We start from the raw sequence: 11,989 nt of genomic DNA on the forward strand, positions 1-11,989 counted from the left end.
GGAGACCTCACCACGCCTGCGCGATGAGCTCGGCGAACAGCTCGCCCTCGTCGACGTCGAGCCCCCGTGACCGGAACCACGCGCACATGGTCCGGCAGTCGCGCATCAGGAGGTCGGTGCCGTGAGGGTTCGCGACGAGGTCGAGGACCTGCGGCAGGTCGATGATGACGATCCGCTCGCCCTGGGCCAGGACGTTGTACGGCGAGAGGTCGCCGTGCGCGTACCCGTGGGCCGCCAGGGTGCCCATCGCGCCGCGGAGCTGGTCCCAGTAGGCCTCGAGCGTGCCGGCGTCGGGTCGGACGCGCGCCAGACGCGGGGCCGCGACCCGGCTCGCGGGCGAACCGTCGGCCTGGCCCGTGCTCGCGTGCTCCCCGACGAACTCCATGAGGATCTCGGTCCCGTCGATCTGGACCGGGTACGGGACGGGGGCCCCGGCGGACCACAGCATCGACAGCGCCGCGAACTCGGCGTTGGCCCACTGGGCGGCCGCGGCCTCGCGCCCGTACGAGGACTTGCGCTCGATCGCGCGACGGTCGCGCGATCGCCGGACCTGGCGTCCCTCGACGTACGCGGAGTCGCGGTGGAAGGCGCGGTGCTCGGAGCTGCGGTACCGCTTGGCCGCGAGCAGCGAGAACTGGCCCGGCTCGTCGGGCACGGCCCGCTCGAGCAGGAAGACGTCGGCCTCCTTGCCCGTCTTGAGGACGCCGAGCTCGGTGTCGATCGCGGCGTCGGCGGTCACGACCCACTCGGGGCGGGGGTCGGGGCCGCGCATGCCCTTCTCGACGCTCGACCACGTGGACCAGCGCTGGTCGGGGTCGAGGTCCGGGTCGAGGTCGGGCGCGTCGTCCTGGGCCGCGTCGCCCGGGAAGGGGTGGCCGCGTGAGGCGTCGTCGAAGTCGTCGTGGAAGGCGGCGAAGGCCTCGGAGGACGGGCCGGCGAAGCGGGGGAGTGCGGGAAGGTCGGTGTGCTCGTGCACGGTGGGGCTCCTCGGGTGAGGTGAGGAGCCGGGCGTCAGAGGCCGGGGCTCCTCGGGAAGGTGGAGGCGTGGGGAACGACGACGACGGTCATCACGTCACCTCCTCCTTCTGCGGCCCGGAGGCCTCGCGCTCGCGCCGGACCTTCTCCGGCGGACGTGCCTACCCTCGCACCCGGTGGCGAGGGCAGGCAACGGTATTTCCGCTCAGCCGCCGAACGACTGCACGAGCAGCGTGTACGTGCCGCTCGTGTCGAAACCCATCTGGGTCAACAGGGACCACACGACGCCGACCACGGCGTACGCGCTGACGGGGATCAGCAGGAGCCACTCGCGCACCGACCCGGCGTTCCCGAGGACCGGGAGCGCGAAGTTCCCGCCCGGACGCCAGATGTCGTTGAGCACGTTGGTGCGCCGCACCCAGCGAGGGGCCTTGAACGTGATGGGCCACAGCAGCGGGCACCCGCCCGTGGTCATGACGTCGCCGATGATGTGGACCGTGACGCCGAGCCCGACCGCGACCGGGAGCCAGTTCCACTCCTCGGGGGCGAGCAGCGCGATGAGGACCGCGATCGTGACCGACCCGATCCATGGACCGAGCTTGCCCCCGCGCGTGAGCTTGAGCGCCTTGAGCGCGAACGCCACGAGCAGGATCGCCACGAACCCCGCGCCGATCGCGACGGTCCCGAACGTGTCCGACTCGATCGTCACGAGCCCCGCGAGCCAGGCGAGGCCCGTGAAGACCGCGATCCCGAGGATCGAGTGCGTGCCGCGGCGGTGGCCGCCCGAGATGGTCTCGACGACGTTCGCGACGCCCTCGGACACGGGCGGCAGCGAGTGCGCGATGGTCCCGGAGTGGTGGTCCGCGTCGGGCAGCAGGGCAGCACCGGCGCACACGATCGCGCCGGTGATGACGCCCACGTCCGAGACGGGGTAGATCCCGAGCGTGTACGGGGCGGTCGAGGTGACCGCCACCCATGCGGCCGCGCCGCAGGCGGCGTGGTGGCCACCCATCATGATGCGTTCGTCCCGTCAGTCGTGTTCGTCCCGCACGAGCGGTTCGCGCGGTCTGTCCCACGCGACAGCACACCCTACCCGGCAGGCACCCACACCCGACCTCACGTCCTGTCAGACCCTGGCGTCTACAGTGCATGGGACACACCGACACCAGGCCTGCACGCACGCACCGGACCGGAGGCACACCGTTGTCGCATCTGCTGGAACGCCCGGAGCCGTCCGAACCCGCTCGCCCGGGGCGGACCGTGCGCCACGCGGTCTTCGGCTCGCCCGTGGGCGACCTCACGGCGATCGGGGGCGCGGACGGGCTCCGGGCCCTGTACTTCGACGCCCACAAGCGTCGCCCCACGGGCGAGACGTTCGGCGAGCGCGACGACGACGCGTTCGAGGAGGTCCGCGTCCAGGTCGGCGAGTACTTCGCTGGCACACGACGCGCGTTCGACCTCGAGCTCGCCCCGGTCGGCGACGGCTTCCAGACGAAGGTCTGGGCGCTGCTCGCGCAGATCCCCTACGGCGAGACCCGTTCCTACGGGGACCTCGCGCTCGCGCTCGGCGACAGGAACCTGGCCCGCGCGGTCGGGTCGGCCAACGGCCAGAACCCGCTGAGCATCGTCGTGCCCTGCCACCGGGTCATCGGCGCCGACGGCAGCCTGACCGGGTACGCGGGCGGGATCGAGCGCAAGCAGTTCCTGCTCGCCCTCGAGGAGTCCGACGAGACCCGAGCCAGCCGGCTGTTCTGATGGCCTCTCGCGTCCTGCGGCACAGGTCACCTCACGTCCTGGGCGTGCGGTGCGTCTACCGGACGTGAAGCCCTTCGAACGCGTCGTCGCCGAGCACGGCGCCACGGTCCTGCGCGTGTGCCGTGCGGTCCTCGGCCCCGTGGACGCCGACGACGCCTGGTCCGAGACCTTCCTGTCCGCCCTCACGGCCTACCCGCGCCTCGACGAGGGGGCCAACGTCGAGGCCTGGCTCGTGACGATCGCGCACCGCAAGGCGATCGACGTCACCCGGCGGCGCGCCCGCGCTCCGATCGCGGTGCCCGACGTCGCCGACCTGCTCCACGAGCCCAGCCGCGACGGGATCCCCGGGCGACGCATCGACCAGGGCGACGACGACCTGTGGCGGGCGCTCGCGGCCCTGCCGCCCAAGCAGCGGCAGGCCGTGGCCTACCACCACGTCGCCGGCCTGCCGTACCAGGAGGTCGCGTCGATCCTCGGAGGCAGCGCGGACGCCGCACGCCGCGCCGCCTCGGACGGCATGGCGGCGCTGCGGCGCACGTATCCGGCCGCCCGCTCCTCGTCACCGGCCCCCTCGCCCGCCCGCACCTCGAAGGGAAGTGCCTCATGAGCGACACCTCGCCCCGTCCGACCGACCTGCTCGCCTCCCTCGGGAGGGACCTCGACCGCGGCGCCGCGCCCGACGACGACTCCCGGGCCGCGCTCTCGCGGCTGCACGACCGCCTCGCGGCGGACGCTGCGTCGTCGGGCCTGCTCGACGTCGCCTACCGCACGCTCGACACGCCCGTGGGCACGCTCCTGCTCGCCGCGACCGACCAGGGCGTGGTGCGTATCGCGTTCGACGTCGAGGGGCACGACGCCGTGCTCGACCGCATCGCCCGCACCGTGAGCCCGCGCGTCCTGCGCGCCCCCGGGCGCCTGGACCGGCTCGCGACCGAGATCGACGAGTACTTCGCGGGCGAGCGCCGCGCGTTCGACCTCCCGCTCGACCTGAGCATGGCCTCGGGTCCCTTCCGGCGCGAGGTGCTGACCCACCTGCGCGACATCGGCTATGGGCGCACCGCGTCCTACGCCCAGGTCGCGGTCGCCGCGGGCAGCCCGCGCGCCGTGCGGGCCGTGGGCACGGCGTGCGCCAAGAACCCGCTGCCGCTCGTGGTCCCGTGCCACCGGGTCGTGCGCTCGGACGGCACGAGCGGCAGCTATGCGGGGGGCGCGGAGGCCAAGCGCCTGCTGCTCGCCCTGGAGAGCGCGGCGTGACCCCCGTGCCCGACGGCGTCACGACCGTCCCGCAGGTCGGCGCGCCCGGGGACAGGGCAGGGTCCTGGACGCGCCACGTCCCCGTGGTCCGGCCCTTCGACGCGGCCTCGGCGCTCGCGACGCTCGTCGCGCACGCCGTGCCCGGCGTCGACCGGGTCGACCGCTCCGGCGTCGACCGCGGCGAGGTGACCCGGCTCGTCGAGACGAGCGCGGGAGCCGTTGCCGTGACGGTGCGGCTGACGCCCGACGCGCTCGAGGTGAGCGGGGTCGGCGGGGACCCGGACGCGGTCCGCGCGCTGGTCGCCCGGTGGTTCGACGCGGACGCCGACCTCGCGACCGTGCACACGGTCCTGGGCGCCGACCCGGTGCTCGCGCCCCTGCTCATCGAACGGCCGGGATTGCGCGTCGTCGGGCACCCGTCCGGGTTCGAGGCCGCGGTCACGACCGTCCTGGGCCAGCAGGTCTCGCTCGCGGCGTGCCGGACCTTCGCGGGGCGGCTCGCGGGAGCCTACGGCCGTGAGGGCGACGTCGCGGGCGCAGACGGTCTGCGCCTGTTCCCCGACCCGGACACGCTCGCCGGCGCGCAGGCCGCGGAGCTGCAGTCCGCCGTCGGGATCACGGGCGCCCGGACCCGCACGCTGCTCGCGCTCGCCGCGGCCTGCGCGGACGGGCTCGTGCTCGGGCCCCACGTCGCGGACGACCCCGCGGCGCTCGCGGACACCCGCGCGCAGCTGCTCGCCCTGCCGGGGGTGGGGCCGTGGACCGTCGACTACCTCTCGGTCAAGGTCCTGGGGGACCGCGACGGGTTCGTCCCGGGGGACCTCGTGCTCCGCAAGGCGCTCGGCGGGATCGACGCACGTGCAGCCGCACGGACGGCCGAGGCCTGGGCGCCCGTCCGGGCCTACGCGCTGTTCCACCTCTGGACGCACACGGCCTACTGACGCCTCGCGACCGGAGCCATACTGGAGGAAGCCTCGGCCCTCGGGAGGGACGCACCATGAGCACCACGACGCACACCGCACCGGACCTCGACGCGCGGGACCAGGACCCGGCGGACGACGACGTGCGCCGTCGGACGCCTGACGGGGGAGCGGCCGGACCCGAGACGACGAGCGGCGCGGACGACGACGTGCGCGACCAGATCGAGGCCGGGGTCCTGTTCGCCAACGGGCGGCTCGCCGGACGCCGGTTCGCCTCCCTCGCGGAGGCCCAGGCCTGGGCGCACCCCGAGCTCGGCGACCAGGTCGTCGAGTTCAACCCGGTCTGCGACTGCTCGGTCTGACCCGGCTCGTCGGTCGCCGGCCCTCCGGGAGGAGCGGCGACCGGCGCGCGTGGGTGGCGTGCGCAAGACTGCACCCCGCGGGCCGACCGGCCCGGCACGAGGGTGCGAGCACGCACACGCGAAGGGCATGCAGATGAGCGACACCGACCTGACCGCGCTGGCCGAGGGCCTGCGCGCCGCCGCCGGCGCCTACTACGACACCGACGAGCTCAGGATGTCGGACGCCGAGTACGACTCGGGCATCGAGCAGCTGCGCATCGCCGTGGCCGCGGACCCTTCGCTCGCGGGGCAGTTCGCCGACCTGCTCGACGCCGTGGCAGCGGGCCAGTCCGCGGGAGGCGACGTCGAGCACCCCACGATGATGGGTTCGCTCGACAAGGCACCCACGCTCGACGCGCTCGACGCCCTGGTGCTCGCGATCGACGGCCCGGTCGTCGTCGAGCCCAAGCTCGACGGGCTCGCGATCCGGGCGCTCTACCGCGCCGGACGCCTCGACCTGGTCGCCACGCGCGGTGACGGACGCACCGGCGAGGACGTGACCGAGCGGGTCCGACGGCTCGAGATCGACGGGCTGCCCGCGCGGCTCGTGGGAGCGGACCTCTCGGTCGAGGTGCGGGGCGAGGTGTTCATGGCCGACGCCCGGTTCCCCGCGGCGCAGACCGCCCGGGCCGCGCTGGGCGGGGCGCCGTTCGTCAACCCGCGCAACGCCGCCGCGGGCATCCTGCGCAAGGGTGACGCGGCCTACGCGGGGCTCCTGACGTTCGCGGCGTACGACGTGGTGCCCGTGGACGGCTCCCCGGCGACCGTCGCAGACCCGTCGTACAGCGCCCGGCTCACGGTGGTCGAGCAGGCCGGGATCGGCACGGCCCGCGCGCTGGCCCCGTGGCTCGCGGGCGGCGAGCCCGTGGTCCTGACCGGGGAGCCGGGCACGGTCGCGGTGCGCTCGGCCGTGGCCGCGCTCGCCGAGCGCCGTCCGGACCTCGGGTTCCCCATCGACGGGATCGTCGTCAAGGCGGACCTCGACGCCGACCGCGCACGGCTCGGCTCCGGGTCGCGCACCCCGCGGTGGTCGGTCGCGTACAAGTACGAGGCCGAGACCGCCGTGACCCGGGTCGTGGCGATCACGACCGGGGTCGGTCGCACGGGGCGTCTCGCGATCCGCGTCGAGGTCGAGCCCGTGTTCGTGGGCGGCACGACCATCACGTTCGCGACCGGGCACAACGCGACCTGGATGCTCGAGAAGGACGTGCGCGTCGGGGACACGGTCGTCATCAAGCGGGCCAACGACGTGATCCCGTACATCGAGTCCGTGGTCCTGGACGAGCGTCCGGCCGACTCGACGCCCTGGACCCCGCCCGCGACCGACCCGAACGGCGGCGAGTGGGACAAGAGCACGCTGCTGTGGCGCTCGACCGACCCGAGCCTGTCGGTCGGCGCGACGATCCGGTACGCCGTGAGCCGTGACGCCCTGGACATCGAGGGCATCGGCACGGAGATCGTCGAGTCGCTCGTGGAGCAGGGTCTGGTCGCGGACGTGGCGGACCTCTTCTCGCTCGACGTCGAGACCCTCACGTCGCTGCCGCTCGGCGAGGGCCGCATGCTCGGTGCCAAGAACGCCGTCAAGATCGCCGCGGAGATCGAGCGGGCCAAGGGGGCGGCCTGGAACCGGGTCATCACGGCGCTGGGCATCCGCATGACCGGGCGCACCATGGGACGACGCCTCGCGGCGGCCATCCCCACGCTCGACCTGCTGCGCGCCGCGACCGTCGACGACCTGGCGGCCGTGGACGGGATCGGACCGATCCGGGCCGCAGCGATCCGGGAGGGGCTCGACGACCTCGAGGCCCGAGGGGTCCTCGGACGACTGGCGGCCGCGGGCGTTCACACGGGCACCGCGCCGGACCCGGAGGACACGGTGGCCCTGCCGCTCGCGGGCATGACCGTCGTGGTGTCGGGCTCCGTCCCCGGCTACTCGCGGACCACGGTCGCCGAGCTCGTCGAGGCCAACGGCGGCAAGGCGTCCTCGTCGGTGTCGTCCGCGACGAGCCTGCTCGTCTCGGAGCCCTCGACCTCGAGCAAGTACGTCAAGGCCACGGACCTCGGGGTGCGCATCGTGACGCCCGCGGAGTTCCTGGAGATGGTGGGTTAGCGCTCGCCCGGCCCGTTCCCGCCCTGCGCCCTAGGGTGGGATCGTGACCCGCCAGAGCGCACCCGACGCGGTCGGCCCCGTGGTCCCGACCACCGGCCCGGCGCCGCGGCGCCGCGTGAGCCACCGGCTCGTCGAGCTCGGGGACGGCTTCTTCTTCGTCTTCGCGGGCCTCGCGTCGGTGTGGCTCGCGTGGCTCGTGCTGAGCGAGTCGATCCACATCGGCTGGTTCACGGTCCTCTACGTCGTCGCGGTGTGGCTCGTGATCGCGTACCTGGCCCTGCCACGCCTGCACCGCATCCTCACGACGCTCTACGTGCCCGAGTACTTCATCGGTCGCACCCGGACCGCGAACGGACTGCTGGGCGACCCCGTCAACCTGGCCCTGCTGGGCGAGGAGGGCCAGGTACGTGCCGCGATGGAGGCCGCGGGGTGGACGGTCGCGGACGACGTCACGCTGGCCTCGAGCGGGCGGATCGTCGCGGCGACCTTGAGCAGGCGCAGCTACGACCAGGCTCCCGTGAGCCCGTTGTTCCTGTTCGGGCGCCAGCAGGACTTCGCGTACCAGCAGGAGGTCGAGGGCAACCCGTCGCGACGGCACCACATCCGGTTCTGGCGGTGCCCGCCGGACTGGCCGCTGCCAGGTGGGCGTCGTGTCGACTGGCTCGCGGCCGGGACCTACGACCGGTCCGTGGGCTTCTCGCTCTTCACGCTCCAGGTCACGCACAAGATCGAGGCAGACACCGACCAGGAGCGCGACCACGTCGTGGCCACGCTCGAGGGCGCCGACGTCGGCGTCGAGGTCGAGGTCATCGAGGACTTCTCGACGGGCTATCACGCGCGCAACGGCGGGGGCGACGCGATCAGGACCGACGGCGACCTGCCCGTGGTCGACGTCCGGGCGGTGGCGGCGCCTGCCGAACGGGTCGCGGACCACGCCGCGCAGAAGCCTCGCCGCCCGGCCGCCACGACGGCCGGCGCGCTGCTCGTCGTGCTGGGCGTCGTCGCGGACATGATCTGGCTCGCGAACCTCGCGCTGCACTGGGACCAGACGCTGAGGTCGTTGTTCCTGGGCGGCGACGTGACGCAGCAGGACATCGACGAGGCGTCGGGCCCCCTGCTGGTCGTGGTCGTGGTGATCCTCTCGCTCGTCGCCCTGTTCCAGCTCTTCCTGGCCTGGCGGGTCTTCAAAGGCCGGACCTGGGCGCGCGCCCTGGTCATGGTGCTGGCAGCGATCAGCACCACGTCCTCGTTCGTGGGGTGGGCTGTGTCGGGGGACCAGATCACGCTCCGCACCACGCTGCTGACCGTGGCGCTCGACATCCTCGTGCTGCTCACGCTCTCGAGCAGGGACGCCGCGGCCTACACGCGGGACGAGCGGACGGAGCGGCGTCTGCGGCGAGAACGCCGGCGCGCGCCCGTGGTGCCCGCCGTCGGGTGACGGTCCCGGCTCGTGCCAGTGCCGTGCCGCTGCCGTGCCGCTGGCGTGTCGCGAGGCGATCGGCCGTGCTCGACGAAGGACGCGTGGATATCGTGGCCCGATGGCAGAGGTCAAGCAGTTCCAGGTCACCTTCGACTGTGCGGATCCCGAGCGCGTCGCCCGCTTCTGGTGCGAGGTGCTGGGCTACGTGGTCCCGCCGCCACCCGAGGGGTTCGCCACCTGGGAGGACTTCGCCGGCTCTCTGCCGCCCGCGGACCGGGGGGCCGCGTTCGTCTGCCAGGACCCCACGGGCGTGGGGCCGCGTCTCTACTTCCAACGCGTCCCCGAGGGCAAGGTCGTCAAGAACCGCGTGCACCTCGACGTGCGGGTCGGCACCGGGCTCGTGGGCGCCGAGCGCCTCGCGGCGCTCGAGGCCGAGTGCGCGCGGCTGGTCGCGCTCGGCGCGACCCGCGTGCGCCTGCTGCCGGCCGACGAGGACGAGGAGTCCTGCATCGTGATGCAGGACGTCGAGGGCAACGAGTTCTGCCTCGACTGAGCGTGCCGGCGCCGGCACTCGGCGACAGGCAGGAGACGGCACTGCTCGGGAAGGCGCGGGGAACGTCAGGTGTCCGGCGAGCACCTGCGCAAGAGCGACGGCTACCGAGGGCTGCTCGACCAGGACTGGGTGATGCTCCGCCGTGTCGCGTCGATCACCACTCGCGCCCGTGCGCCGTTGAGCAGCGGTAGGTGTGGTGGGACATGACCGATCTCCACGTCGAAGACGATCGGGATCCTGAGGTCCCCGAGGGCGTCGATGACGGCGTCACGCTGCGCCAGTCCACCGTCGGTGGTCCCACCTGGTGCTCGTGTGCTGCCGATGAGTACTGCGGCTGCGCTGTCGAACCAGCCGGCGTACCGGAGCTGGTGGAGGTACCGGCAGATCGTGAACGCGGACTCTTCGGCGGCTTCGAGGTAGACGAGGAGCGGACCGGACCGACGCCCGAAGGCCCGGACGTCTCCATAGGGTGAGCCGACGATCCCGGACAGCACCTCGATGCACCCTCCGATCAGGGTTCCTGCGACGTCCAGGGTGGGCGCGGATCCGTACAGGTCCCAGGTCCTGGGCTGCTTGTCGAGCCACTCGGTCGCGGAAGCGTCCGACAGCGGGCTCCAGCTCGCTGCGATCCCGCTGTCGGACTGCGTGACGTCGCCGTCGGACATCGCGAGGTCGAGCCAGTGCACGAGACCCGGGGGCGACCCGTACGGCGTGTCGGCGAGGTTGTCGCCGTGCAGCGTCGCCAGCCCGGACCGGAGGGTCAGCGGCAGCATCCACGAGCAGGAGTCCGAGTAGCCAACGACCCACGTCGGCTCTGCCTGGGCGATGGCCTCGTAGCCGAGCTGGTCGAGCAGGTCGAGCGCGGTGCCAGCACCGCCCCACGGCGGTATGACGGCGCGAACGGCCGGGTCGGTGAGCATGTCTGTCAGCTCTGCGGCCCGCTGCGACTTGGGTGCGGAGACCCACCGGTCGGCGCTCATGCACTCGCCCACGACCACCTCGAACCCCCGCGCCCGGAGCCAGTCGATCGAGAAGTCGATGCGCGCCCGTCCGGGCTCGCCGACCCCGGCCGAAGGGCTGGTCACTCCGATGCGGTCACCGGGTCGGAGGGGGCGTGGGAAGCGCAGAGGCATGCCGCCCATGAGACCACGGCTGCGGGACTGTGGTCCGTCGGCTCACGGTTGCCGCGCCGATCGTGTCGTCGGCGCCCGGCACGCTCTAGTCGAAGTTCGGGTCGCCGTTGACGTTGAACGTCTCGGCGACCCACGGGAACACCCACGTGAACAGCACGAGCACCACGGCCGCGACCAGGATCAGCGACTGGACGACCTTGGCGAAGCGGTTGCCCGGCAGGTGCCGGAAGATCCACCCGTACATCACTGCACTCCTGGGTCGTTGAGGACTTGCTCGGGCATGCCGTCGGCACGGTCCATCCAGCCGACGAACTTCGCGTAGGTGATCCAGCGGTGGGAGTTGCCGAACTCTCCCAGGGTGGGGGAGTGGCACGTCGTGAGGGTCAGGAGCCGCTCGGTGGGCTCGACGCCGGGCTGGTTCGGTACGGGGGCGATGACGTCGACCTGGCTGGGGAGCACGATCTCGTGGCCCGTGACCTCGTACACGTACCAGGTGGTCGCGGTCTCGACGATGACCTGGTCGCCCTCGACGAGCTCGTTGACGAAGCGGAACGAGTTGCCATAGGTGCGACGGTGCCCGGCGAGCGCGAAGTTGCCGACCTCGCCGACCTGCTGGGTCTGCGTGTAGTGGCCGGCGACGGCCTTGTTGAGCAGTCGGGTCGCCGTGCCCTCGACGATCGGCATGGTGTTGTCGGTCTTGCCGTACCAGGCGGGGACGACGAGGGCGCCGATGGTCTCGCCCTCTGCCACGGCCTCCGGGACGGGCGGTGCGTCGGTGCGCAGCTCGCCCGCGACCTGCGGGGCCTCCGGAAGGGTCTCCTGGAACTGGGTCATGATGGTCTGCGCGGCCTGGTTCGACTGGACCGTGGTCCACCACAGCTGCCACACGACGAACAGGCCGAAGATCACGCCGAGGGTGATCAGCAGCTCGCCCAGCACCCCGAAGGCCGCGGAGATGGCGCCGCCGCCGGAACGGCCGTGCGTTCGGTTGCTGGTGTGCCTCACAAGCCCTCTTCTCCGGTCGTGACCGCGGCGCGGATCGAGTCCACAGCCTAGTCGGTCCGGGCGAGCCGGGGCCCGTGCACGGAGGGTGGAAAGGCCCGTCGTCGCAGTTGAAGGGCCGGGCCAGGGGGGGCGGGCAGAAACAGCGAAGCGGGCCCAGGTTGCCCTGGACCCGCTCCGCTGTTCGCTGTCTCAACGAGTGTCCGGAGGGGGACTTGAACCCCCACGCCCGATAAAGGGCACTAGCACCTCAAGCTAGCGCGTCTGCCATTCCGCCACCCGGACGGGTGTCTTGCTGTGTCCTGCTGCCGGTGCTTCCACCGGGTCCCGCACAACGAAGCGGACCGAGGTTTCCCTGGTCCGCTTCGCGGTTCGCTGTCTCAACGAGTGTCCGGAGGGGGACTTGAACCCCCACGCCCGATAAAGGGCACTAGCACCTCAAGCTAGCGCGTCTGCCATTCCGCCA

At 72.7% G+C, this 11,989-nt stretch carries 13 protein-coding genes and 2 tRNA genes; 8 read left to right on the top strand and 7 right to left on the bottom strand.

The features are described from left to right. Positions 1-7 precede the first annotated feature (7 nt). Together ACIPWA_RS19070 and ACIPWA_RS19075 are read right to left on the bottom strand one after the other, a co-directional pair. Positions 8-976, bottom strand: coding sequence for a serine protein kinase RIO (locus tag ACIPWA_RS19070; RefSeq protein WP_400292175.1), 969 nt, complete (start codon positions 974-976; stop codon positions 8-10). Positions 977-1,180: 204 nt separating this feature from the next. Beyond that, complete coding sequence (locus tag ACIPWA_RS19075) at positions 1,181-1,990, bottom strand: metal-dependent hydrolase (RefSeq protein WP_056764907.1); 810 nt, start codon at positions 1,988-1,990, stop codon at positions 1,181-1,183. Between the two features lie 245 nt (positions 1,991-2,235). Here ACIPWA_RS19075 and ACIPWA_RS19080 point away from each other — a divergent pair, with 245 nt between their 5' ends. From ACIPWA_RS19080 to ACIPWA_RS19115, 8 genes are all read left to right on the top strand, one after another. After that, complete coding sequence (locus ACIPWA_RS19080) at positions 2,236-2,730, top strand: methylated-DNA--[protein]-cysteine S-methyltransferase (RefSeq protein ID WP_056764905.1); 495 nt, start codon at positions 2,236-2,238, stop codon at positions 2,728-2,730. Between the two features lie 64 nt (positions 2,731-2,794). Further along, positions 2,795-3,337, top strand: coding sequence for an RNA polymerase sigma factor (locus ACIPWA_RS19085; RefSeq protein ID WP_400292177.1), 543 nt, complete (start codon positions 2,795-2,797; stop codon positions 3,335-3,337). Beyond that, on the top strand, positions 3,334-3,984 hold the full coding sequence (locus ACIPWA_RS19090; protein ID WP_082618587.1) for a methylated-DNA--[protein]-cysteine S-methyltransferase: 651 nt from the start codon (positions 3,334-3,336) through the stop codon (positions 3,982-3,984). Before ACIPWA_RS19085 ends, ACIPWA_RS19090 begins: the two co-directional genes overlap by 4 nt. Then, complete coding sequence (locus tag ACIPWA_RS19095) at positions 3,981-4,925, top strand: DNA-3-methyladenine glycosylase family protein (RefSeq protein ID WP_400292179.1); 945 nt, start codon at positions 3,981-3,983, stop codon at positions 4,923-4,925. The genes ACIPWA_RS19090 and ACIPWA_RS19095 overlap by 4 nt, the downstream gene beginning before the upstream one ends. Before the next feature lie 56 nt (positions 4,926-4,981). Next, on the top strand, positions 4,982-5,266 hold the full coding sequence (locus tag ACIPWA_RS19100; RefSeq protein WP_056646973.1) for a hypothetical protein: 285 nt from the start codon (positions 4,982-4,984) through the stop codon (positions 5,264-5,266). A gap of 133 nt (positions 5,267-5,399) precedes the next feature. Then, a complete protein-coding gene (ligA, locus tag ACIPWA_RS19105) occupies positions 5,400-7,415 on the top strand; it encodes an NAD-dependent DNA ligase LigA (RefSeq protein WP_400292182.1) in 2,016 nt (671 codons plus the stop codon). Positions 7,416-7,458: 43 nt separating this feature from the next. Further along, the gene (locus ACIPWA_RS19110) at positions 7,459-8,853 is read left to right on the top strand and encodes an LssY C-terminal domain-containing protein (RefSeq protein ID WP_400292184.1); all 1,395 of its coding nucleotides are present in this window, start codon (positions 7,459-7,461) and stop codon (positions 8,851-8,853) included. A gap of 100 nt (positions 8,854-8,953) precedes the next feature. Continuing rightward, positions 8,954-9,388: a VOC family protein gene (locus ACIPWA_RS19115; RefSeq protein ID WP_056646968.1), complete on the top strand. Its 435-nt coding sequence runs from the start codon at positions 8,954-8,956 to the stop codon at positions 9,386-9,388. 101 nt (positions 9,389-9,489) lie between these two features. Here ACIPWA_RS19115 and ACIPWA_RS19120 read toward each other — a convergent pair whose 3' ends face one another. From ACIPWA_RS19120 to ACIPWA_RS19140, 5 genes are all read right to left on the bottom strand, one after another. After that, positions 9,490-10,473, bottom strand: a complete 984-nt coding sequence (locus tag ACIPWA_RS19120) for a S66 family peptidase (protein WP_400292186.1) — start codon at positions 10,471-10,473, stop codon at positions 9,490-9,492. A 133-nt stretch (positions 10,474-10,606) separates the two neighbouring features. Continuing rightward, complete coding sequence (locus ACIPWA_RS19125; protein ID WP_169834197.1) at positions 10,607-10,765, bottom strand: hypothetical protein; 159 nt, start codon at positions 10,763-10,765, stop codon at positions 10,607-10,609. Next, positions 10,765-11,526: a class E sortase gene (locus ACIPWA_RS19130; protein WP_068625292.1), complete on the bottom strand. Its 762-nt coding sequence runs from the start codon at positions 11,524-11,526 to the stop codon at positions 10,765-10,767. Before ACIPWA_RS19130 ends, ACIPWA_RS19125 begins: the two co-directional genes overlap by 1 nt. A gap of 197 nt (positions 11,527-11,723) precedes the next feature. After that, positions 11,724-11,808: transfer RNA gene (locus tag ACIPWA_RS19135), tRNA-Leu, on the bottom strand. 106 nt (positions 11,809-11,914) lie between these two features. Further along, positions 11,915-11,989: transfer RNA gene (locus ACIPWA_RS19140), tRNA-Leu, on the bottom strand.

Origin of the sequence: Oerskovia enterophila (assembly GCF_044748475.1) — a bacterium.
Taxonomy (GTDB): domain Bacteria; phylum Actinomycetota; class Actinomycetes; order Actinomycetales; family Cellulomonadaceae; genus Oerskovia; species Oerskovia enterophila.